Source organism: Sulfurovum sp. UBA12169 (genome assembly GCA_002742845.1).
Classification (GTDB): domain Bacteria; phylum Campylobacterota; class Campylobacteria; order Campylobacterales; family Sulfurovaceae; genus Sulfurovum.
Map to the genome: position 1 here is coordinate 286,412 of DLUH01000001.1, position 23,991 is coordinate 310,402.

Below are 23,991 nucleotides of genomic sequence, written 5' to 3' on the forward strand. Positions count from 1 at the left end.
ATATTTTAAAGATGATGCAATTGCATCATTGTTGAACACTCAATCATTTTCGCTATAATTGCCCCATAATTTTATTATCAAAAAAAAGAGAGAGCATGGATAAAATCAAAATCGGCGTAGTAACGACAAGCGACAGGGCAAGTCAGGGTATCTATGAAGATGCCTCGGGTGTAGCGATCATGGAGACAATGAAAGCCTATCTTTTAAACGAGTGCGAATATATCTATAGATGCATACCCGATGAACAAAACCTTATCGAAACTACGCTGATCGAACTTTCATGTGACGAAAAATGCGACCTTATCGTTACCACCGGCGGAACGGGGCCTGCCAAACGCGATGTAACCACGGAAGCAACCGAAAATGTCTGCCAAAAACTGCTGCCTGGTTTTGGAGAGCAGATGAGAGCAGTCAGTTTGCAGTATGTTCCCACAGCCATTCTCTCCCGCCAAACAGCCGGAATATGCAATAACTCACTCATTATCAATCTTCCGGGAAAACCAAAATCTATCAGGGAGTGCCTTGATGCGGTTTTTCCTGCGGTGCCTTATTGTATCGACCTTATCGGAGGAGCTTACATGCAGGCAAATGAAGAGATCATAAAAATTTTTAGGCCTTCAGGAAAATAATATGAATATTAGTTTTATAGAATCAAAAATGAATGAGATTATTGCGGAACTGGAGAAAGAGGTGATGCAAATACTAAGCAATGAAAAACTTGACAAAAAGCAGACAAATCTCAGAATGAAGCCGCTTACCTCGACCAAAAAAATACTCAATAACGCTCTTGAGAGCATAAAGATGGTAGAAAAACTTGGAAGAGAGGAGATCGAAAAACAATGAAAGGTCTTTTCTTTTTCCTGCTGATCCCCGTCTTAATATTTGCCCAAAACAAATCAGCTTCCCCCGACGACACAACAGGGTATCTCTTTTTTGCAGGATTTATCGGGGTGGTTGGACTCTTTTTTTGGAGTGTCTACAAAGCAACAAAAACACAAAAAATTATCTATACGCTAGCCATGCTCCCTTTTCTTTTGGGCATCATAGGCATGTTCTTTCTCTAAAAAATAAATTATTCGCGGGTACTCGTCATGCCTGCGCCAAGCCAATCTTGCATACCTCCGCGATACCATTTGATATTTTCATGAGGATAATCAATCTCCAAAAGTGCATTGATCATCCATGAGGATTGGGCGCACCAAGGACCGTTGCAAAAAACAGCTATCACCTTGGCATGTGTAAAATCATACTCATTTTTCTTTAGCATCTTGACGCCAAGCCTGTCCAGCATCTCCTCAAACTCTTCTTTGAAAATATCCTGATCCTTAAAATAAGGGTATGGCATGTTGACCGCACCGGGTATAGTTCTATACTCATACCATTCATCATTGCGCGCATCAATTAAAAGCATCTTGTCATTTTGCTGCATTTCTTTGATAAATGCAAGCACTTCAAGCTCCCCGTATGTTTCGATGTCCTCATCGAGCCTTATGGGTGTAAGTTTGCCGGTAGTATGCACATAGGTAGATTTGCAAGCTTGCGGAACGTTAGGGTTTGCATAATTTCCCGTCCATACCATTTCATTGGTGATAGGTACTTTCAGGCACTCTTTTGGGATATTTCGTTTTACAACAACGGTTTTGCCCGGAGTGGCGGCATTTGGTATTTTTACAGATATGCCATCATATTCAAAACCGACCCTGGCTTGCAAAGACACAAAAGCAACTACGCTTAGGAGCAGCAATTTTTTTATCTTCATGTTGTATCCTTTCTGCTTACATAAGATAATCATATCATAATTTATAAAAAATAGTATTTTAAATTTTATACCGTCCAATATCAAAATATTAAGTAGGCTTTTTATGGCAGTTTAAAAATCTTATGGTATTTTAATTGGGACATACATGCGAAAAAAGGAGTCATATGCAACGAATTGTTATCAAAGTAGGCAGTGCCGTATTGACACAGGATAACCAAATCGCAAAAGAAAGAATGCTCAATCTGGTTTCACTGATTGCAAAACTTAAAATAAAATATGACGTGATTCTGGTAACCTCCGGGGCAGTGGCAGCCGGATATTCTGCACTTAAATTAGATAAAAAAAAGCAAATTGGCAAAAAAGCATTAGCAGCAACCGGACAGCCCATTTTGATGGCGTCTTACAAAAAGAAGTTTGATATATTTGACATCGATATTGCACAAATTCTTTTAACAGAAGATGATTTTGATTCAAGAAGAAGAACCATAATGTTTCAAGAAATTATTGATGCGCTATTGGCAAACAATATTTTACCGATCATCAATGAAAACGATATCACTTCAACACCCGAACAGCTTTTTGGAGACAATGATCAGCTCTCGGCCAATGTTGCTCACGCTGTGGATGCAAATTTACTGGTCATACTAAGCGATATTGATGGATATTATGATAAAAATCCAAAAGAAAACAATGATGCAAAAATCTATCCATTGGTTCAAAAACTTCCTGAAAATGCACTTTTAGATGAAGTAACACCCAATAATGAGTTTGCAACAGGCGGGATTGTCACCAAGCTTAAAGCTGCCCACTACATGATGAGGCACCATAGACAAATGTTTCTATGCAGCGGCTTTGATTTATCTGCAGCAGAATCCTACCTATTAAACCACAAGCAAACGCTGGGAACACTTTTTACCGCGAGCGAGAAAAAATAATCAGGCAAACAGATTAGGCTATTTGGCCGATTCGCCGGCCAAAGCACCGCTTGAAAAAGACCACTGGAGATTATAGCCCCCGCACGGGCCGTCAAGATTTACGATCTCTCCGCAAAAATAAAGACCATTAAGTTTTTTGCTTTGCATAGTATAGGGGTCTATCTCCTTGAGACTGATACCTCCTCGAGTAATCATCGCCATTTTAAAACCGTCGTGTCCACTGACAGTGAGGGGAGTCCAGGCCATAAGCTTGATGAGCTTATCCCTGACCGCACCGGTCTGTTTTCCAAAGGTGAGAGAGGGATCAGCCTCTGCTATTTTGCATAGCTCTAAAGCAACAGACTCCGGAAGCAGGGTTTGAATCACTTGTAAAGCAGTATGGTGGGGATCATTGGCTATCCTGGTTTTAAAATGCAACAGCAATTGCTCTTCATTCATACCCTTGGTAAGATTCATCAGCAAGGGCACTTCTTGAAACTTACTTAATAGCGGAGTAATCTCTCGAGAAAAATCTAACACCACAGGACCGCGAATGCCATCTTTTGTAAAGATCAGATCACCTTTGGCTCGCAGATGGGTATATTTTTTAATATTAACAAACATTTCTACCTTGGGAACAGTGTCTGCTCTGCAATTTTTCACCCATGTCTCTTTTGTTTTAAGCGGCATCATGGCAGGATAAAGCTCTGTGATGCTGTGTCCTGCAGACTTGGCTATCTCAAAGCCGTCACCTTCGCTCCCCAGCATCGGATACCCTTTACCGCCGGTTGCGAGTACCACATTTTTTGCATAGAAAGTATCTCTTTGTGTAGTCACTCCGGTCACTTTGGCGCCATCATGCTCCAAGATCTCTACTTTTTGAGAGCAAAGTATCTCCACGCCAGATTGCACCATCTCTTTTTGTAGTGCATCGATAATGGTAGACGAGCTATGTGTCACAGGAAAAACCCTATATCCATCAGGAGCATGACTCTCTACACCAAGCTGCCGAAAAAATGTTACCAATGCTTTATGGTCAAATGCTTCCAAAGCAGGGGACATAAAGCGTCCGTCCCGTCCAAAATGCGCCATAAACGTTTCTTTATCAAGTGTATTTGTCAGATTGCAGCGACCTCCGCCTGTGGCTTTGAGCTTAGTGGCGATCTGGGAAAGTTTTTCTAAAAGCAGGACATGTTTGCCCTTGCGAGATGCAACGATCGCAGCCATCATGCCTGCTGCACCAGATCCTACGATGATGAGATCATACTGTGCCATTTTGATTCCTTAACCATATTTCCTTAACATCATAACTAAAATTTGCCAAGAGTAAAAATTCACATACCGTTTACATTCATTGGATATAATGATCTCAGCCTTCTTTAGAAAAAGAAGGTATTTCAATATTGCAAGGAGAAAAAAATGAAAAAATTAATGATGCTAGCAGCACTGGCTTGTGCAGCATATGCAACTGATTTTTCTCAAATGAGCACTGAGCAGCTTATGAAGATGCGCGGGAACGTACCGCTAGCAGAAAGATCTGCCTTCCAGCAAGAGATGCAAAAACGCATGCAAAATATGTCGCCCCAAGAAAGACAAGCGTATATGCAGTCAAATAACGGCATGATGCGAGGCGGTGGCATGGCTCAAAACCGCGGAATGAATCAACCGCAATTTGCAGAGTATGATCTTAACAATGACGGCAAGATTACACCAAAAGAGTTTGAGGAAGGACGCACTAAGCGAATGACCAACCTTGCCGAAGAGGGCAAGATGCTAAGAAATGCGGGCAATGCTCCGGCGTTTGAGGATATCGATACCAACAAAGACGGTACCATTACGCCCAATGAACTTGAAGCACACCAAACGCAGCAAATGCAAAACCCGAACAAAGGCGGCGGCAATAATACTTATTGATTGCCTTGCAGTCTCGCTTGCTTATACTCCCCGCATACAAATGGGGGGGGTATATTTTAAATCATTTTGATACTAAAATTTCATAAAAATTCACACTCGCTTCACAATTAAAGAGTATCATACTTTTACCTTCCTAGCAAAAGACATTCAATATTTATAATATTTTAAGTCCTCCCTCCCTCCCTCCCAAAGCTAGGAAGGGAATATCAAAAAATTTCAAATTATCCAATACCTTTATTGCCGGCAAATCATATATATTTTTAACTGCTGCCAAAATATCCAACCAATCTTAAGCAAAAAAAAATATAATGTATATATGTAGAATTTGAAAGGAAATGAAAATGAAATTTAAAACGCTATTAATTCCGGTGCTTTTTTCGGCCTCTGTTTTTGCGAGTGAGCAAAATGCAACAGCTCCAATAACTGTAAAGCAAGAGGGTATTGAATACATCAAAATGCTCGGCGGCGTACTCAAAACTCAGTTGCAAACACATATGGAAGCTGATCCTTCAGGAATGAGCGCTCTAGGTTTTTGCACAGCAAAGGCAACAGAGATTACTGAAGAGGTCAACAAAAAACTACCAAATTATGCGACTGTAAGACGCGCTTCACTTAAAAGCAGAAATGAAAAAAATGCGCCTGATGCCATCGATATAAAAGTGATTCAAGCATATGAGAAAGAAATTGCAGACAAAACTTTTACCCCGACAGACGATATCAAAATAATTCAAGATGGCGACACTACAAGAATTTATAAGCCGCTCATTACTGAAGCAGCTTGCCTAAAATGCCATGGAAAGGATTTAAGCAATGAAATCACAAAATCTCTTTCAATCAATTACCCAAAAGATCAGGCTATCAATTTTACAGAGGGATCACTTAGGGGCATTATCGTATCCGAAATCAAAAAACACTAAAAATATGTATCTTTGAATCTTTAAAACCAAATAACAAATCGGATTTTACCTGATTTGTTATTTTTTGGCTATCATTAAAAAAACTGAAAATTTACAATGCGGTTTTTCAATGATGCTTGCCGTCTCAAAAAATATCTCTCTAAAACCTACCTTCAGCGCCATTTCTCTAAGCATCTCTCTATCGAACCCATAATGAAACACTCCTGTATTGCTACTATGAAAACTGCCATCCTCTTTATCCAAATCGGCAAGAGCGATAAATCCATCATGATGCAACGCCTGATAGAAACCAAAGAGCAGGGTATCAATATTTTCAATGTGATGCATTGTCATAGAAGAGACAATACCATCAAATTTTCTTTCAGGATATATTTCATGCAAATCCTCTTCAAGCACTTCTGTAGCACAAGCAAATTCAGTACGCTTTTCTTTAAATTTTTTCAACATAGAAGGGGAATTATCCAGGGCAACTATCTTAGCAACATAAGGTGCGATAAAATAACTCAAAAGTCCGGTACCTGCACCAAAATCCATAATTTCCATATTTTTAGAAAGATTTATATTTTTTACTATAAGTTCAGCAATACTTTTTGCATTTTGAACACGACTGCTATTCATATCCCATGACTTTGATTTGGATTCAAAATAGTCTATTTTGTTTTCCATAAAATATTCCTTTATATTTATTAATATACTTCTTCGTATTGTTTCTGATATTTTTTAGTATATCTTAAAAAAGAGTGGTTTGTTTTTCTATTTTTATTGAATCCCAAAAATAATCCACATGTTTTTCAAATAATGAAACAATCGACGAGGTCGATTTTTTGTCTAATTTTAGCAAAGAAACTTGCATTTGATAGAAAAAAAGCGGTGAAAAAAATTCATTTGCAAGCAAAAGAGGATCCGAGGACCTGATCATTTCATTTTGCATCATCATAAAAAAAAGTCCTGAAAGTTTTTTGACGTTTTCCTGGTAAAAATATTCATTATAGATTTCGCGAATACGTTCATTGCGATAAATCTCCTGCATAAGCAGTTTAAATAAAGCTTCATTTTGCCCATCAAAGCTTAAAAGCTTAAAAATAGTGGCGATAGACATCAGTACTGACTTTCCTTGTTTATAAAGCTCCTGAGACTCTTTATCGGCAAATATGGTCACTATTGCTGAGGAGGTTAGGTCACTAATGAGTGTTTCAAGTATTTCATCTTTGTTTTTAAAGTGATTATACAGGGCGCTTTGCTTTATACCCATTGCACCGGCTATATCCCTGACGGTAGTAGCCGTATAACCTTTGCTTGAAAAGAGTTTAAGCGATGTTTTCAATATTTTGTCTTTGGTTTTGCTGCCCTTTGAAGGGAGGGGAATAGCGCTCTCATCGTGCATTCTAGGCTCCTTCTGATATATTGTAATGAATTATAGTGAACAATTGTTCATTTGTCAAGCCTATGAAGTAAATTAATAAGAACAATTGTTCATTTAAAAATCTTTGCATTATATTCGTTGTGAACAACTGTTCACAACGAATATACTCGGCTTCATAGTTTTATTAACAACTGTTCATTTAAATCCTTCCGAGGCCGTACCGCAGGGATAGTCTTGTAGAATCTTATGGGAAATGGGTATGAAGCAAGGATTGCATGTTGCTGTCGGTGTAAAAAATATACGTCGCTTGAAGTTGTATTTGTTGCAAGATTTAAATTAAATAATATTAACATCATTGATATATACACCGATAAATGAAATAAGTAGTTGTTTGACACTGAAAATAAATTTCGCAGTGTGTTCTGACTATATTCGGGCTTTATTTTGTGTAAATTGAATATCAAAAAATATAAATTTTAGTATACTAAATTAGCCGTACATTACAACAAACGGATATTTAAATTTAACTGCCAAAAAACGGTTACAAACTTATAGGGGCTGGTAGTAATAAAAAATTCCATTATTTGTAAAAAAATTATGGCATACATATTGAATTAATATTTTATAGCTGCCTATGTCATTGTTTTAAATGGTGTGCTTGTGGAGGACTTACTTTTTTGATAGAATTTATATTATGTTAATCAAAATATAGTATTATAGATTTAATGCAAAAAAGCAGCTTCAATCTAAGTCTCTTTTTCTATTAATCAATTCATTTGTTTTTAATTTGAATAAATAGTAAAATATAAAAAATTTAGGCGGGAGGTTTATGGCTATGATTTTAAACAACGAAAGTTCTACGGAACCTATAGAAAAATTGAATAGTTGGTTAAGAATGTTAATTGAAGCGGAAGGCGCGGATTTGCATCTTAAGAGCAACAGTCCTATACATGCGCGTATAAAAAGTGATATTTCTCTTCTGTCCCGCGAAATTGTCTCGCATGAAATGATGGAAAAATTGGTTCAAAAACTGATGAAAGACAAATATTTAAATTTCAAAGAAACCAAAGAATTTGACGGTCTTTATACTTTCAATGACGATTTTCGTTTTCGTGTAAATATCTATATGCACCTTAATGGTTACTCTATTGCCTTGCGTCTTATTCCACAAAATATTAAAAATATTGAAGCTTTGAATCTGCCAGTAGCTTTGCGGAATCTAACGCATCTTAGGCGGGGACTTGTTCTTGTTACGGGTACGACCGGGAGTGGCAAATCAACTACTCTTTCCAGTATTATTGAAGAAATTAATGAAAATTATTATCACCATATTATTACCATTGAAGACCCTATAGAGTATGTGCATCGTGATAAAAAATGTATTATTGAACAACGGGAGTTGGGAAATCATACCAATAGTTTTGCCTTGGCTTTGCGTGCCGCCATGCGGGAAGACCCGGACATTATCGTTGTGGGGGAAATCCGTGACATCGCAACAGCCGAGAGTATTCTGCAGGCGGTCAATACGGGACATCTGGTCTTTTCGACCGTGCATACCCTAGACGCGCGAGAAACCATAGATAGAATGATAGCCATCTTCCCGAGCGAAGAACAAAACCGTGTACGCGCAACACTTGCTTCTACTATTGCCGCCGTTATCTCGCAGCGTCTTATCAGAGGGGTTTCAGGCGCAATGGTGCCTGCGGTTGAAATGATGTTCAAAAGCCCTCTTATTCAAGAACTTATCCGCACCAAAAGAGATAATGAAATTCCGGATGCGTTAACCAAGGAACACAAGATGTTTCATTCCATCACCTTCAATCAAGCCTTATTTGATCTCACGTTGGCAGGAAAAATCACAGAAGAACAAGCCTACCAATACGCTTCAAGCCCATCAGATCTGAAATTGATGTTTACTCTCAGTCCGGAATATGAAGAAATTAAATTAAAACGCGGCAGATAAACAGATCTCTTTTGCAGTATTTAGAGAGTAAATTTCTCTAAATATTTCCTAAATAACATCCTATCATCAGTCTGACGTCACGTCATGAACCGCTTTTTTGGTGCTTTTCCAGGCTTTGCTTGAATCGTACTTAATGCCGCTCCACGTGGCACATCCATTCATAAAAAATCCTATTACCCCTACTGCAATCCATATGAATCTCTTTTTCAAGTTGCCTGTCCTTTTTTTCTATGACTCTTTAGATTCTAATTCTTCCGGCACCGGTTTTGGTGTTTTTAAAGGCTTGTTCGCAGCCCTTGCAAGTATCTCAACATAGCATTCGGTCCATCCGGACTCCTTAGCGTTGTCTAGAACCTTGGTGAGTTCTTCGAATTTTATCACTTGAGAACTTGGAAAATCCTGTCCGATACGGCAATCAAAATCCCAATACATTGATGCGCTCTCAGGCAGCTTCTTTTTGGATTCGCGTTTTGCATATTTGCGTATCTCATGCTTTATTGCTTCAAGCACACGGTCTGCATGTTTTTTTTCATCTTGTAATTTAAAAATTTTTTTCATTTATTTTACCTTTGATCTTTGGCGAGCAGTAGTGTTTGCGGCCGATGGTCCGCGTGATGATCTTGGACGTTGAGAGGATGCTTCTCCTCCGCCATTGCTATTTTTTTTAGAAGCGCTTCTTTGATTGCTGCGTCCTCCACCTCTTCCGTTTTGAATAGGCTCGGCTTTGATGCTTGGATCTGGAGCAAAAGCAGGAATTTCCACCTTTTTAATGGGCGATTTAATAAATTTTTCAATATCCGCAAGAAGCTTATGTTCGTCTATGCAAACCAAAGAAACCGCTTCACCCTCTTTTCCTGCACGCCCTGTTCTGCCGATACGGTGCACATAGTCTTCAGGCACATTCGGAAGCTCATAATTGACCACATGGGGAAGCTGATCTATATCGATACCCCTTGCAGCAATATCTGTAGCTACAAGCACTCTTATTTTTTTATCCTTAAAATCCGCCAGCGCTTTGGTTCTTGCTCCTTGGCTCTTGTTGCCGTGTATAGCTGCAGCAAGAACGCCGGATTCTTCGAGCTGCGAAGTCAAACGGTTGGCCCCATGTTTCGTGCGCGTAAACACCAAAACCTGCTGCCAATTTTTCGTTTTTATCAACTGTGACAATAACTCTTTTTTTCGCGTCTTATCAACATAATGCACTACCTGTGATATCTGCTCTGCAGTGGTATTTTCACGCGCCACCTCTACAAGCACAGGATCATTGAGCAATCCTGATGCGAGCGTTTTAATCTCAGGGGAAAAAGTTGCAGAAAAAAGCAAAGTTTGTTTTTTTTGCGGCATAAGTTTCATTAGTTTTTTAATATCGTGTATAAAACCCATATCAAGCATGCGGTCCGCTTCATCCAAAATAAGACATTCCAACTTTGAAAAATCTATACCTTTTTGGCCAACGATATCAAGCAGTCTGCCCGGTGTAGCGATAACTATATCGACTCCTTTGCGAATGGCTGCGAGTTGCGGACTGATTCCTACACCTCCAAAAACAACCGCAGAAGTATAAGGCATATATTTTCCGTACACTTTTATACTCTGAGCCACTTGCGCAGCAAGTTCGCGCGTGGGGGTTAAAACCAAAGCACGTATTTGATATTTATTCATATTTGGATTATTTTGCTTGAGCCTTTCGAGCAAAGGCAATGTAAATCCCGCCGTCTTTCCTGTGCCTGTTTGAGCCGCAGCTAAAACATCTTTTTTTTGTATCACTACCGGAATGGCCTGTTGCTGTATGGGCGTGGGCATAGTATACCCCTGCTCCTTAATTGCTCTGAGAAGAGGCTCTGATAATCCTAGATTTGTAAATGACATAATTTTATTGTACCTTTTGAACGAGCCTACCATATAGAGTGTATAGGTCGGTCTTAGGCTTAGTTAGTATGTTTTTTGCAAAATTTAAGTCATTGACCGATATACGCTTAAATAGAATAACATTATAGCGTAATAATACGGGATATTCTCACACCGCCGTATCTCGTCTTAAATCATGCTATACTTATGAAAATTAAATTGAAACTTACAAATGGCAAAGAAAAAGAAAAAATACCTCATAAAATTAAATAACAAGATAAGAAATTATTTCGATGGACTTCCCTTTGATGAAGGAATTGCTACACTAGACGAGGATAAACTTATCGAACTCATGATGATCCTTGAAGTGAGACTTCCGCATTTCACAAAAGATGAGATGGTTCGCGTTTTAAGACGCATCTGGAGCGAGGAAGGGGCTGGTGTGCGCGAGATAATTGTATCCCATCTTACTCAAAACTATAAAGCCGTACCATACAGCGGAGACATCAATAGACCCCTGGATAAAGTAGAAACCATTCTTCAAATACTCGACAATGTAAAACATACAAAACATGAAGAAAACTTACTTATTGAATCTTTTATAGATACGAAAAATTCTAAGATCACCGAAGAAAAAGTACTCAACAAGCTTGGCTATTTACGCATACAAACGAGACTCAAAAAATTTGAAAAGGCGTTAGATATTGAGTTCAATACACTCAATGAGATGACCTTTTATCATGGTTTTACTTTTGCAATGCATGATTTTGACTTCAATAAATTATTGCTTTGTGCGACGCCCCCCCTGCCGATGGATGAATGGTGGCAAAAAAATGATGACGAAATTATCGCTCGGCTAAAAAACATAAAAGAAGAAACTATTGCTCAAAAAATAAACGAGATCACTATCTTTTTAGATAGGATCATCAAAGCAAAACATCATTATTTGAACGAACAAGAAATAGTTCAAGCACTCAAAAAAATGCCGCCGGAATCCCTGCTTTACCATGCGCCTCTTTCTTATGAGACTATTGAAAATATATTAACAAATATTAGTGAGAAATACCATGTATTCGAAAGCACCGATCATATCATTATCGAAAAAGAAAAACATTATGATCTCTTTGGTACTCTTTTGTATTACAATACTTCCGTATCGTATGAAAAACCTTTTTTTTACAGTCTTATTTGGCAAGGTAAAGAACTCCCCGTAAAAGATGATATCAACCATGTGAATGATGAACTTCTTGCGCATTTTAGAGTTGGAGTAGACGAAGTCTACGATGAAATGCATTTGCTTTGTGAAAAACTCACTATGAGTGAAGAGGTATTTCATGAATTTATTATTCGCTTCATAGAACCTCAAATACGTGCTTCGCGCACTTTAAAATTCAAAGAGAAGATGAAGCGACGCATCCTGTTTCATTTTACGGAATATATTAAACCGCTTTTGGCTAAACAAAAAAGAGAAGAGCTGCTTGCTAAAACCATTCGTGATTTTAAAAATCTTTTTCCATTAGCCAGAGGGCTTAAACGAAAAATCATTTTTCATGTAGGACCAACCAATAGCGGAAAAACGTATGCGGCGCTTAAAGCGCTTGAAGCCGCAACAACAGGTTATTATCTTGCGCCGTTGCGCTTATTGGCGCTAGAAGGATATGAAAACCTCAAAAATAATGGTGTGCACGTATCTCTGATCACAGGAGAGGAGGAGATTATCGATGAGGAGTCTACACACATCAGCTCTACTATTGAGATGATGAATATCTCAGTCGATGTCGATGTGTGCGTCATAGATGAAATCCAGATGATTGCTGATCGTGACAGAGGATGGGCTTGGGCAAATGCACTCATAGGCGTACCGGCCAAAACAGTGATACTCACAGGATCAATCGATGCATTAAGCGCTGTCAAGGAGCTTTGCCTATACCTGCAAGAAGAACTTGAGGTAATCGAATTTGAAAGAAAAAATGAACTGACAATGATGGATCGTCCGGTTTCTGTACGAAAAATAGAGAAACAAACTGCTATTGTGGCATTTTCAAGACGGGAAGTGCTTTCTCTCAAGCAGCAACTCAGCGATCGCTATCGTGTTTCGGTAGTTTACGGAAACCTTTCTCCCGAAGTCAGACGCGAAGAGGCACGACGCTTCAGGGAGGGAGAAAGTGATATTCTGGTTGCTACTGATGCCATTGCTATGGGACTTAATCTTCCCATTAAAACAATTTTGTTTGCAAAAGATAATAAATTTGACGGATTACGTCGTCGTGAACTGCTTCCAACCGAAGTCTTGCAAATTGCCGGACGCGCAGGACGCTACGGTTTTGAAGAGAAAGGCTATGTGGGCGCTTTGGACGAAAATACTCTTTACACCATAGATAAGACCTTTCATAGTCCTCTGACCAATCTCAGCCTTCCGGTTTCTGTCATGGCAAGCCTGGAGCACGTAATGCTTATAGGAGAGATATTGGAAACAGATAATCTCTTGGATATCCTAAGCTTTTTTGCAGACAACATGGAGTTTGAGGGACCTTTTGTCGCTGCCAATATTGATGCCATGCTTGAGATAGCGGCTATCGTTAGCGAATATGATCTTGATTTACGTACCCGTTATTATCTCGCCTGTGCCCCTGCAAGCATCTCTTCCCCCTATATCGAATCTGTCCTGCATCGCTACATTCGCCAAATTGAAGCAGGCAGCAAAGTGCTTTATATCCCCCCTCGGGACCTTCCGGCTTTTGCGCAAACCAACGATATGCTTCTAAACGCCGAGGACAGAGTGAGAGAAATTTCACTTTATCTTTGGCTTTCTTTTAAATTTCCGGATCTTTTTCTGGATACACAAAATGCCATAGATGCCAGAGGGCGGCTCAATACTTTTATAGAAAATTCTCTAAGAAAAGGGCATTTTGTAAAAAAATGCCGGCGTTGCGGGAAAGTGCTTGATTTTTCTTATCGTTTTTCCATCTGTGACAGTTGCCACACACAAGGAAAACGAGGAAGTGAATACTATAAAAGCAAGAAAGGACGATAAAAAAATTAATAAATATATTTTTATTAATTTTTTTAATCCATTTTACACAAAATAGATAATTTTATGCTATTATATAAAATAACTTAGAAAGGAGTTATCATGAATAGAGTTAATATAAAGCATTTAGGTGCAATCGGTGTTATTTCTAGTATGCTGTTCTTTTCAGGGTGCACACCTCAAGAGCAGGCATTTGCTTCAGGGGCTGCTGTAGGGGCGGTAGCAGGAACAATTATAGGTTCGTACGACAGTCCTCGATATTATGATAGACCGTATTATTATTATAATGACAGGTATTATTATGGCGGAACTTACCAAAATGGATACTATCTCTATCAGGGGCGCAGATTCTATGGGGGGCAATATCACCACAGATATCGTGAAGTAAATAGATATGCTTCTCCATACTATTACTACAATGGAAGGTACTACACGGGCGGAACCTACCAAAATGGATACTATCTGTATCAAGGTCGCAAATTACACAATGGACACTATTATCATGAAGGATACCGTTACCATAAAAATAAACGCCATAAAGCAAGAAAAGGTGAATACGGCTATCGTGGCGAAGATTACTACGATAATCGAAGAAGATAGGGTTTCTTCTCCTATAGGCGCTTTGCCTATAGGAATTTCTTTTAGCAAAATGAAGTTATTATAAGTTTATTTTTATCTCTTTTCAATCTACAAATCTTTATCTTTCAGCAAATGTCCTGCATCCTTTATAAAATAAGTACTTGCAAGCGGCGAAAAAAATGAAAATGCTGCATCGGCATCTATAATCTTGTCTTTGTTTCCCAAAAAAATTTCTACCGTAACCCCTTTGTTCAGAAGTGATCTGAACTTCTCTTTTTCCCACGTATAGGTCAAAAGTGTTTCAAGCTCTTCTTTGGTTCCAGACCGCAGATATGGATACAAATCTGTACAACTCGGATAAGCTGCATTTTGCAAAAATCGGTCAATATATCCTTCTTTATCCATTTCAAAATATCGCAATTGCGCTTTAGTGAAACTGGGTTTTTGCGTTTGAAAAAAAGCGGGTGAAATCAAGATTAGTCTATCGATTCGCTCTTTAGATGCAAAAGCATACTCAAGTGCTTTTTGCGCACCATAGCTGAACCCCGCCACGCACATATCCGTATCCATAAGAATACCATCAAAAAATTTTTCCTCTCCGCGAAGCGAAAACCCATTAAAAAATTTCATGCTCAAAACATCTCACGCAAAATCTTTCTGCATTCCTCTTGTACTATATTTTCATGCACTAAAAGATATTCAGTAATTTCATTTAATGCCTGGCCGAGTGTACCCAAAAGAGAAGTGATTGCAGAAACAGATTCCCTCAAAAGCTGCTCCTCTTGATCGGGCGTAATAATAAAATTTTCACCCATGCCGTATTCATGAATCACTTTGTTTGCCAATTTTTTAGCTTTAGAAATATCTTCACTGGCGTTGGTAAACTGTTCATTGTAATGTATTTTTGTTGCAATACTGCCGGCCAAATAAACTTTAATACGCGACAGCAGCTGTGTTTTGGAAAGAATTTCGTGGTCTTGAGTCGTAAATCTTGAATTTACAATACCTATTTTTTCAAATTCTACATCAAGCCATGTTGCCATGAGAGCTTTGGCCCCTTGATAACGTGCCTGAATCGCCCTTTCCTCTTCTGTAAAACTGAGTATCTTTCGTTTGCCAAGCAGAACTTTTTCTTTTACAGCTTCAAAATCATCTGTCTTTACGACGTTTCGCCCTTCTCTCATGGCAAAAATAGCTGCCTCATTTGTCAATGTAGAAAGTGCCGCAGAATTAAAACCGACCGTCATGCGGGCAACCTGCTGCACATCAACCTCATTTGGCTTGTTTATCAAATAAAGCTCAAGTGTTTTTATTCTCTCTTGTAAATCAGGCAGCGAAATATGGATACGTCTATCAAAACGTCCTGCCCTAAGCAGAGCCTCATCTAACACATCTATCTTATTGGTTGCTCCAATAACAATAACCCCTGAACTCTCCTCAAAGCCATCCATTTCGGTAAGCAGCTGGTTGAGTGTAGTTTCCCTTTCATCATTTCTAAGTGCTCCGCGACTTTTGCCTACCGCATCAATCTCATCAATAAAAATAATACTGGGAGCCATTTGTTTGGCTTTTCTGAAAAGCTCACTGACTCTTTTTGCTCCCATGCCGACATAGATATGCACAAAAGAAGCCCCGCTTTGATAGAAAAAAGGAACACCGGCTTCTCCTGCCACCGCTTTGGAAATAAGTGTCTTTCCTACACCAGGAGGCCCCACCAGCAGTACGCCTTTGGGCAAACGAATATCCAGGTCTCTATATTTTTGCGGTTCTTTTAAGAAGTCAATAATCTCTTCGAGCTCCTCCTTGACATCTTTGATGCCTGCCACATCAGAAAATTTTACTTTAGACGCAAGTGCCTGCACGGGCTCATATGGGGGCAATTCATTCGCATCACTTGAAATACCGCTAAATTTTTTAGACTGCTGAAAACCATTTTGTCTGGCCAACCAGAACGCCAGTCCAAGAACAGATAAAACAATCAATAAAAATATCATAGTGTACGCCACCCCGCCTTCTTGGTGAACCTCTACCGGATATTTACTAAAAAAAGCATTTTGATTGATTGCCTCTTTGTAGATTTTGTATCTGCCATCAGTGCTCTGAAGTCGTATATAAGGTTCATCAACAATGACTTTTTGAATTTTATTTTCAGTATAAAGAGCATTCGCCTGCGCGTGGGTAATAAGCTGATCCGTATCTCTCAAAAATGAAAAAAATAAAAGCCCTACCAGCACGGCGAGTAACCCCGCTATGATGCCTACATTTTTTTGATCAAAAGATTTAAGATAAGATTTGTATTTTATTTCCTTCATTGCTTACCTCCACATCATTAAGCAGCATCCAATTACTGCTGAGATCCTCATCGCTTTTGACTTCTATTTTATTGAAATATTGGTCAAAGCCATGATAAATTCCATCTTTGCCGTTTTCAAGCAGCACCTCAAGATTTTTTCTATACCTGCATCTAAATTCATAATTTTTTGCCTGGATAAGTGCTGTAAGCTCTTTATGTCGACTCTTGGCGGTATCGCCTCTGACTTCAGGTTTCATGTTTGCTGAAGGGGTGTTGTCCCGCTTAGAGTAAGTAAATGCATGAATATGGGTAAGCGGAAGCTGTTTGACTCTCTCTATCGCCTCTGTCCACTCCTTGTCGTCTTCGCCTGGGTGACCTACAATATAATCCGTACCCAACGCATACCCTTTTTGTGCTATTTCATAAAAAAGTTTCAGATCGGCAGCAAAGGTATTGCGACGGTTCATTAGCTTGAGCATCTTGTCGCTGGTATGCTGCAGGGCGATATGCAGATGTTTTGCCATCCATGGTTCGCAAAGCAGCTCTTTAAATTCATCATCTATCTGTATGGGCTCAAGGCTTCCTATGCGTATACGTCTTACTCCGCGTACCATGCTCATCTTTTTGAGCAGTTTTGCCATCGAAGAACCTCTGTCCTGCCCATAACTTCCTACATTAGTCCCCGTTAGGATGAATTCTCCAAAACCATTGCTCGCAAGTTTTTCCACCTGAGCAAGAATATCTGTTTCCTTATGGCTTCTGGCATCTCCGCGCACAGAAGGAATGATACAATACGAACATCTAAAGCTGCATCCTTCTTGAATCTTGATAAATGCCCTGCTTTTACCTACAAACTCCTCCACGATAGTAGAATCGATATGTTTAAGATCTCCAATTTGATAAAAAGGTTTTTCCTCTTTGAGGATCTCATTGATCTTTTCTTTCTCTGAGTGACCTATGACACCAAAAACTTTTTTTTCTTCAAACAATGATTCTCCTTTGGAGTGCGAGCCGCACCCCGCCAAAATCACTTTTGCATTCGGATTTTTTCGCTTCATAGAAGAAATATAATTGCGCACCGAAGAGTCTGCTCCATTGGTTACAGTGCAAGAATTTACGATAACAATATCACTGCACCGTTCATCGTCACATAGCTCAAACTCTTTTAATTTAGAAATCATTACCTGGGTGTCAAACTGATTGGTGCGGCACCCAAAAGTTTTAAAATAGATTTTTTTAGGAACCTGCATTATTTGTCCTTTCTGCTTTTATTTTTGTTTCTGCACCCTGTAAAGGCTTGCGAACATCCTTATCCATATAAACAGATTGTGTTGGAAACGCAAGAAAAATATCTTCTTCTTCCTGCAAGCGCGAGATAATCTCTACCGAGATCGTACTTCTAAGCGTAAGTGTCGCAAAGGCATTTGTCATATACCAGGCGCTTATTTTGATGCCGTATGTATCAATAAGTGCATAAATACGCGGTTCAACATTGGTATTTTTCATGCTGTAGCTGCTTCTTAGTTTATTGAGCTGCTTTCTTGTGATATCGGTATATCCTTTGGAGTATTTTCTGGTAATCTCTTTGGCAATGGATTGTGCTTTTGAGATATTTGAATCAAACGTAATCACAAAGTCTATTCCATCCCATACTGTTTTGAGCCCGGCATGGGAGTAATTGGCGATCATGTCGGTAAAGATAAAATTATTCGGAATAAAAATAATACGCCCTGCTCTTCTGTTTTGCATAAGAGACGTAAGAGAAACATCTTCATGAAGCGTCATACGCAGCAAAGAAATATCAACGATGTCTCCTACATATTCCACATTGCCTCTGACAAACTTTACCCTATCGCCCACATGGACCGATCCGCCTATAATAATCGTTAGCCAACCCATCAGCGACATAAACCATTCTTTCATGGCAATGGCAATACCCGCAGAGGCAAATCCCAAAATAGTAACCAAATAGCTCACGTTTTCAATATAGGCAAATAAAAGTATAACCAGCAAAAAAGTAACGAATGTAATATTGAGCGCTTTATTGATGATATAAAAACGCTCATTGTCCGACATATATCTTCTTACAAAATATTTAATTACAAAAAGAAGAACAAAAAACACCAAAATGATAGCGCCAATGTTCACCGTTTTGTTCATTTCTCTGTCAATATCATTTTTAAGATTGAGTTTAATCTCGTCTATTTTTTTAATATAGACGTTCTTGGTTGTTTCAAAAATTTCCATTACCGAAGCAAAAGTCTTGATCTGCTCCTCTAGTTCCTCGGCCGTCTTTTGATATTTTTTATTTTCAGGTTCCAAAATAAGCAGATCTTTGACTATCGTCTTTTTTTTATAAAGATTGCTTAAAACATCCTTTAAAGATTTATACTTGCTCTCATAAGCAATTTGATCGGAATGAAGTTTTTCCCGATAAGAATATGCTGAAATAATGGTTAAGGGGTTTTCGACTGCGGGAACATTTTCAATCTTTGGAGGAGTAAGAAAATTTTTAAACGGATCACTCTCATAGTCTTTTAAAAGCTGAAGCTTGCCTGAAAGTGTCAAACTCTCTTGTTTATTTTGCTTAAGCTCTTCTTCTTCTTTTTCTGAGCGCTTTTTTCTTTTTTCTAAAAGTCCTATCTTGCCGTCAAGTGTCCTTTTTTGATTGACCAATTCTTTATACGTATGATAATTGCTATAGATTTTAAACCAAATATTATTTTCTAAAAGTTCTTTCTCTACTATTTCTTTTTCAGCAAGCAATTGTTCGATTTTTTTTTTATTGAGTATGCTGTGGGCTTCTATTTGTTTTATTGCGGATATCTGACTGGCATTCAAATCGGTTGCATTGACCTCTTTTTGTTCTACGGCAAATGCCAACGAACAAAAAATAAATAATCCGGTCAGCAATATTTTCATCATTTATTTTCTCCAAAATTACGAAGTACTTTTTTAACGATTGCCTCGTCTATATCTGACACCATTTCAAATTTGCCCACTCCTTTTGGCAATATAAACTTAATATTTCCCTTTGCGCTTTTCTTGTCTAAGAAGAAGTGTTCATAAAAATCATCCACATCTTTGATGTTGTAATATGTAGGTAACGATGCTTTTTGTAATAATATTTTGATTTGATTTGCTTCTTGTTGCGTAAAAAATCCAAGTTCCACTGCAAGTGCATTTGCCATAACCATTCCTATAGCCACAGCTTCGCCGTGCAGATAAGCGGTGTAGTTTGTTTCATTTTCAATGACGTGCGCAAATGTATGGCCGTAATTGAGTACAGCACGAATGCCTGCCTCTTTTTCATCCTGATTTACTACCCATGCTTTAAGCGTAACACTTTTTGCAATAGCTTCTTTAAGTATATTTTCATTTGAAAAATTTGCACTTTCCAAAAAGTCAAAATAGGCTTTGTCAAACATAACAGCCATTTTTACCATCTCCGCAATACCCGCGGCAAATTCGCGCGGCGGGAGTGTTCTTAAAAATTTCGGATCTATGTAGACCGCTTTGGGCTGATAGAATGTTCCGATAAGATTTTTACCATACTTATTGTTGACACCGGTCTTGCCTCCTACGCTTGCATCAACCTGGCTAAGGAGCGTCGTGGGAATCTGAATGAAGTCTATCCCTCTTTGATAAAGGCTTGCGGCAAATCCCGTCATATCTCCTATTACGCCTCCGCCAAAAGCAATCAGAAGTGACTTTCTGTCAAGCTTATATTCAAAAAGTTCATTTAATATCTTTTCAATGGTCTCAAGATTTTTGTACTCTTCGCCATCGGGTATTGTCACCACCTGAAGTTCTGAAGCGGTTATATGTGCCAAAAGCGTATCCAGATGATACCCTGCCACTGTGGGGTTGGTGACGATGACAGCTTTGGTGTCAAAGGAAAGTTGCGGCAAATCATCAATCGTAATATCATATCTTATATTTTGCGTATGAACCAATTCTATAGGAACTATCATCAGAAAAAACCTTGTATACGTTATAAATTGCTTTATTTTATCTCAATTGTGGTTAATTTCTGATGTGAAGAACCGATATAAAAATAGATATTACATCCGAAAAAAGATTGAAAATACCGAGTTTATTGCCCCAAACTATCCTTCGCTTTCCTCAAAAGGAACAAGCAGCTTGGGATGCCTTTGCGTTGCAAGAAGAAAATTGTGTGATTTAGTAGAGAGAAAATACAAAAAATTTTTATGGATCAGTTCTTTTTCAAAAGGTACAATTTGAAGTATCTGTTTTTTTCTTTCAATCTCTCTGATAGGATTGGCTACTTTTTGCTCAATATAAATTTCGGTATTAAAGATCTGCGCCATGGTTTCATAATGTTCTATTACCATTTTTTTTGCTTCAAAATCTCCCTCGGGATCAAAATCTGCAAGTGTCAATTTTATACCCAATTCTTCTGCAAAATCAAAGGCGGTAGATGAAATAGACTCCATTTTTTCTTTTTCATTCATAAGTACAACAGCCTCTTTGATATTGTAAATTTGTTTATCGCCAAAAAGATAAACAAGTTTTTTTAACGCATAAAGTACTGTTTTGATTTGCTTTGACTCAAAGGTTTTAACGCTGCCAAATACAAGTCCGATATCATATTGTTGAATATCATACTCTACAAGCGTTTTAATATCTTTATCATTATAGCAAACAGAGAGCATGACATTGGCCGATTCATATTTTTTTAATGCTTCAATAAGTTCGAAATTATTTGGATAAAGTACGCGCACATAAAGAAATTTATCTTCAAGCTCATTGACAAGATAAATACTCTCCTGCAAATAAAGCAATGCATTTTCGCTGTCAACCCGAAAATCTATTAGCAAATAAAGATTTTTACCAAACGGTTCAGGAAAAAGACCAATTCTTTTATTGATCATTTTATACACACCGTCCAACACGATAGGTTTGCCCAAAACAAGCAGAGTATCATTGGGGTAAACCATGGTTGCATTGGTGGGGAGAATCTGCTTTTCTTCTCGGTAGATAGCTGCAATTTTCCATTTGCGCTGCATAATAGAGCCCACATGCCTATAGGCATATGCACTACCAAAAGGAACAAGTATCTCCATGATCTCACCACGTCCCAGTCCAATATTTTGAGCCACCACGGGCACATTGGGAAGATGGCTGTAGAGATGCGCGGCAATAAGTTCGTCTCTGTATATGATTATAACATTCTCTTCCGCCTGAGCCATCTCGGCATTGTCCCACTGATTAAGCAAAACAACTCTTATTTTTTTATCAATAAGACGGATATTTTTTAATGCATATCTGGTATCCTCCATGGTATCCATAACAATAAATACAAGGCTGTATTTTACATCATCCATAATATTTTTCATTTTAGAATAGCTTGTTGGATCGGCCTTAACAAAAGAGATATTTTTCCCGCTTTTCTCAGGTATCATATTGGATTTTTGGCATACAACAGAGTATTTGTTTTTAACTACCCTTTTACAGCTTACCCACTCGATAAAATGTCTGGCGATACTGCCATCAGCCAAGATAAGTATATTCTTCATACAATTTCTTTCGTAGCGCGATTGTAACCAAAAAAGCGGTACAATAGCGTCATTAATTTGGGGGATATTATAACACAATGCAATTTCAGATAGATAAAACAGACGGGAAAGCCAGAGCATGTACCATCAAGACTGCCCATTCTACCATCCAGACACCGGTTTTTATGCCCGTAGGCACCGTAGGAGCAGTCAAGGCACTCGATGCTACTGATTTACAATCTTTTATTACTCCGGAGATCATATTGGGTAACACCTATCATCTCTATATTCGCCCCGGGGATCAAATCATCAACACCATGGGCAAACTTCAAGGATTTACCAAATTCCCCAAGAGTTTTTTGACAGACAGCGGCGGATTTCAAGCTTTTTCTCTCTCTGACAATGTCAAGATTGATGAAGGCGGCATCACATTCAGAAGCCATCTTGATGGCAGCAAACACTATTTCACACCCACAAAAGTGATAGACATCCAAAACAACCTTGGTTCAGACATCATGATGATACTGGATGATCTTGTTGCTTTGCCCGCAACCCAAGAACGCATCAAGGCAAGTATTGAGCGCACCACAAAATGGGCAAAAGAATCCATAGAATACCATAGAGCAAACCAAGAAAAAGGTATCGGCATCGATCAAAATATTTTTGCAATTATCCAAGGGGGGACAGACAAAACATTTCGTGAAAAATCTGCCAAAGAGCTTTGCGCTTTGGACTATGACGGTTTTGCCATTGGCGGCCTAAGTGTAGGAGAAGCCAATCAAGATATGTATGATACCGTAGAATGGACAACACAATTTATGCCTCAGGATAAGCCTCGCTACCTTATGGGCGTAGGAACTCCGGAAGATTTAGTAGAGAACGTTTATAGAGGAATCGATATGTTTGACTGCGTAATGCCTACCCGAAATGCGCGAAATGGAACATTATTTACGTCGTTTGGAAAAGTAAATATCAAAAAGGCTGAATATGCCACAGATGAAGCACCCATTGATTCGGAATGCAGCTGTATGGTTTGCCGAACCTACTCCCGATCTTATTTGCGACATCTTTTTAGAGCAAGAGAGATTACTTATTTCAGATTAGCGACCATCCACAATCTCTATTATTATCTTGACCTGATGAAACAGATGAGAGAAGCAATCTTGCATGAAAAATTTGAATCATTCAGGGCTGAATTTTATACAAAAAGAGGAACAAAGGCTTAATCTCCCCCTCTTTTTTTCTCAATAGTCATTTTTTTAAAAAATATATCATTTTAGTTTTATTTTTGTATAATCAACTATAGACACCTAAAGGATATCTCATGAGTTTTTTAAACATTGCACTTCTGATCAGCGCGGGGATAGCTGTTTACATAGTTATAATTTACAATACATTCGTCTCTCTGAGGGCAGGCATAGAAGCATCATGGTCAGACATTGATGTGCAATTAAAACGCCGTTATGATCTTATTCCTGCTCTGGTAGATACGGTCAAAGGCTACAAAGAGTATGAAGCCGATACACTTGAAAAAATAATCAAAGCACGGCAGCAAGGGCTTAATGCAAATACTCTTGACGAGAAAGCTGTTGCAGCAGATATGCTCTCTGGAGTGTTGGGGAAATTGTTTGCGCTGGCCGAAGCATATCCTGATCTTAAAGCCAATACTAACTTTTTACACCTCCAAGAAGAACTGGGCTCTCTTGAAGATGCTATTCAAAATGCAAGACGCTATTATAATGCCATTGTCAGAGACTACAATGCCAAAATCGAATCTTTTCCGGATCTTTTTGTTGCCCGTAAATTTCAATTTACACCTCGTGAATATTTTGAACTGAATGAAAGTGAGGTCAAAGAGGCTACAAAAATGCCAAAGATAAATTTTTAACCA

General features: G+C 38.6%; 24 protein-coding genes. 11 read left to right on the forward strand and 13 right to left on the reverse strand.

What is annotated here, in order from left to right; translation table 11 throughout:
* Positions 1-95 precede the first annotated feature (95 nt).
* The 3 genes from CFH81_01510 to CFH81_01520 are packed head-to-tail and all read left to right on the forward strand — an operon-like array spanning position 96 to position 1,064.
* Positions 96-629 carry a molybdopterin adenylyltransferase gene (locus CFH81_01510; GenBank protein DAB41000.1) on the forward strand — a complete coding sequence of 178 codons (534 nt, stop codon included), beginning with the start codon at positions 96-98 and terminating at the stop codon, positions 627-629.
* 1 nt (position 630) lies between these two features.
* Positions 631-843 (forward strand): hypothetical protein, encoded by a 213-nt coding sequence (locus tag CFH81_01515; GenBank protein DAB41001.1) that lies wholly within the window; start codon positions 631-633, stop codon positions 841-843.
* On the forward strand, positions 840-1,064 hold the full coding sequence (locus tag CFH81_01520) for a hypothetical protein (protein ID DAB41002.1): 225 nt from the start codon (positions 840-842) through the stop codon (positions 1,062-1,064). The genes CFH81_01515 and CFH81_01520 overlap by 4 nt, the downstream gene beginning before the upstream one ends.
* 8 nt (positions 1,065-1,072) lie before the next feature.
* Here CFH81_01520 and CFH81_01525 read toward each other — a convergent pair whose 3' ends face one another.
* The gene (locus tag CFH81_01525; GenBank protein ID DAB41003.1) at positions 1,073-1,759 is read right to left on the reverse strand and encodes a hypothetical protein; all 687 of its coding nucleotides are present in this window, start codon (positions 1,757-1,759) and stop codon (positions 1,073-1,075) included.
* Positions 1,760-1,923: 164 nt separating this feature from the next.
* On the opposite strand from CFH81_01525, the gene proB reads away from it, so the two are divergent.
* Positions 1,924-2,694, forward strand: a complete 771-nt coding sequence (gene proB / locus CFH81_01530; GenBank protein DAB41004.1) for a glutamate 5-kinase — start codon at positions 1,924-1,926, stop codon at positions 2,692-2,694.
* Positions 2,695-2,712: 18 nt separating this feature from the next.
* Here proB and CFH81_01535 read toward each other — a convergent pair whose 3' ends face one another.
* On the reverse strand, positions 2,713-3,948 hold the full coding sequence (locus CFH81_01535) for an aminoacetone oxidase family FAD-binding enzyme (GenBank protein ID DAB41005.1): 1,236 nt from the start codon (positions 3,946-3,948) through the stop codon (positions 2,713-2,715).
* Between the two features lie 144 nt (positions 3,949-4,092).
* Here CFH81_01535 and CFH81_01540 point away from each other — a divergent pair, with 144 nt between their 5' ends.
* Both CFH81_01540 and CFH81_01545 read left to right on the forward strand, forming a co-directional pair.
* Positions 4,093-4,587: a hypothetical protein gene (locus tag CFH81_01540; protein ID DAB41006.1), complete on the forward strand. Its 495-nt coding sequence runs from the start codon at positions 4,093-4,095 to the stop codon at positions 4,585-4,587.
* 335 nt (positions 4,588-4,922) lie between these two features.
* Positions 4,923-5,504 carry a hypothetical protein gene (locus CFH81_01545; GenBank protein ID DAB41007.1) on the forward strand — a complete coding sequence of 194 codons (582 nt, stop codon included), beginning with the start codon at positions 4,923-4,925 and terminating at the stop codon, positions 5,502-5,504.
* A 57-nt stretch (positions 5,505-5,561) separates the two neighbouring features.
* Here CFH81_01545 and CFH81_01550 read toward each other — a convergent pair whose 3' ends face one another.
* Both CFH81_01550 and CFH81_01555 read right to left on the reverse strand, forming a co-directional pair.
* The gene (locus CFH81_01550; protein ID DAB41008.1) at positions 5,562-6,170 is read right to left on the reverse strand and encodes an SAM-dependent methyltransferase; all 609 of its coding nucleotides are present in this window, start codon (positions 6,168-6,170) and stop codon (positions 5,562-5,564) included.
* Between the two features lie 64 nt (positions 6,171-6,234).
* Positions 6,235-6,888 carry a TetR family transcriptional regulator gene (locus CFH81_01555; protein ID DAB41009.1) on the reverse strand — a complete coding sequence of 218 codons (654 nt, stop codon included), beginning with the start codon at positions 6,886-6,888 and terminating at the stop codon, positions 6,235-6,237.
* Between the two features lie 814 nt (positions 6,889-7,702).
* On the opposite strand from CFH81_01555, the gene CFH81_01560 reads away from it, so the two are divergent.
* Positions 7,703-8,830 carry a type IV pili twitching motility protein PilT gene (locus CFH81_01560; protein DAB41413.1) on the forward strand — a complete coding sequence of 376 codons (1,128 nt, stop codon included), beginning with the start codon at positions 7,703-7,705 and terminating at the stop codon, positions 8,828-8,830.
* Between the two features lie 66 nt (positions 8,831-8,896).
* On the opposite strand, the gene CFH81_01565 is transcribed toward CFH81_01560, so the two are convergent.
* The 3 genes from CFH81_01565 to CFH81_01575 are packed head-to-tail and all read right to left on the reverse strand — an operon-like array spanning position 8,897 to position 10,699.
* Entirely contained in the window at positions 8,897-9,040 is a 144-nt protein-coding gene (locus tag CFH81_01565; protein DAB41010.1) for an entericidin EcnAB, read from the reverse strand.
* 18 nt (positions 9,041-9,058) lie between these two features.
* Complete coding sequence (locus CFH81_01570; protein ID DAB41011.1) at positions 9,059-9,388, reverse strand: hypothetical protein; 330 nt, start codon at positions 9,386-9,388, stop codon at positions 9,059-9,061.
* Entirely contained in the window at positions 9,389-10,699 is a 1,311-nt protein-coding gene (locus tag CFH81_01575; GenBank protein ID DAB41012.1) for an ATP-dependent RNA helicase RhlE, read from the reverse strand.
* A gap of 211 nt (positions 10,700-10,910) precedes the next feature.
* On the opposite strand from CFH81_01575, the gene CFH81_01580 reads away from it, so the two are divergent.
* Positions 10,911-13,712 (forward strand): helicase, encoded by a 2,802-nt coding sequence (locus tag CFH81_01580; GenBank protein ID DAB41013.1) that lies wholly within the window; start codon positions 10,911-10,913, stop codon positions 13,710-13,712.
* A 99-nt stretch (positions 13,713-13,811) separates the two neighbouring features.
* Positions 13,812-14,309, forward strand: a complete 498-nt coding sequence (locus tag CFH81_01585; GenBank protein DAB41014.1) for a hypothetical protein — start codon at positions 13,812-13,814, stop codon at positions 14,307-14,309.
* A gap of 87 nt (positions 14,310-14,396) precedes the next feature.
* Here CFH81_01585 and CFH81_01590 read toward each other — a convergent pair whose 3' ends face one another.
* From CFH81_01590 to CFH81_01615, 6 genes are all read right to left on the reverse strand, one after another.
* Positions 14,397-14,918: a hypothetical protein gene (locus CFH81_01590; protein DAB41015.1), complete on the reverse strand. Its 522-nt coding sequence runs from the start codon at positions 14,916-14,918 to the stop codon at positions 14,397-14,399.
* Positions 14,919-14,920: 2 nt separating this feature from the next.
* Complete coding sequence (locus CFH81_01595) at positions 14,921-16,600, reverse strand: AAA family ATPase (protein DAB41016.1); 1,680 nt, start codon at positions 16,598-16,600, stop codon at positions 14,921-14,923.
* Positions 16,569-17,831, reverse strand: a complete 1,263-nt coding sequence (locus CFH81_01600; GenBank protein DAB41017.1) for a tRNA (N(6)-L-threonylcarbamoyladenosine(37)-C(2))-methylthiotransferase MtaB — start codon at positions 17,829-17,831, stop codon at positions 16,569-16,571. Before CFH81_01600 ends, CFH81_01595 begins: the two co-directional genes overlap by 32 nt.
* Positions 17,818-19,503: a hypothetical protein gene (locus tag CFH81_01605; GenBank protein ID DAB41414.1), complete on the reverse strand. Its 1,686-nt coding sequence runs from the start codon at positions 19,501-19,503 to the stop codon at positions 17,818-17,820. The genes CFH81_01600 and CFH81_01605 overlap by 14 nt, the downstream gene beginning before the upstream one ends.
* Positions 19,503-20,555, reverse strand: a complete 1,053-nt coding sequence (locus CFH81_01610; GenBank protein DAB41018.1) for a 3-dehydroquinate synthase — start codon at positions 20,553-20,555, stop codon at positions 19,503-19,505. Before CFH81_01610 ends, CFH81_01605 begins: the two co-directional genes overlap by 1 nt.
* A 135-nt stretch (positions 20,556-20,690) precedes the next feature.
* Complete coding sequence (locus CFH81_01615; protein ID DAB41019.1) at positions 20,691-22,121, reverse strand: hypothetical protein; 1,431 nt, start codon at positions 22,119-22,121, stop codon at positions 20,691-20,693.
* Positions 22,122-22,198: 77 nt separating this feature from the next.
* Between CFH81_01615 and CFH81_01620 the strand changes: the two genes are divergently transcribed.
* On the forward strand, positions 22,199-23,326 hold the full coding sequence (locus tag CFH81_01620) for a tRNA guanosine(34) transglycosylase Tgt (protein ID DAB41020.1): 1,128 nt from the start codon (positions 22,199-22,201) through the stop codon (positions 23,324-23,326).
* A gap of 98 nt (positions 23,327-23,424) precedes the next feature.
* Positions 23,425-23,988 carry a hypothetical protein gene (locus CFH81_01625; GenBank protein DAB41021.1) on the forward strand — a complete coding sequence of 188 codons (564 nt, stop codon included), beginning with the start codon at positions 23,425-23,427 and terminating at the stop codon, positions 23,986-23,988.
* Positions 23,989-23,991 lie beyond the last annotated feature (3 nt).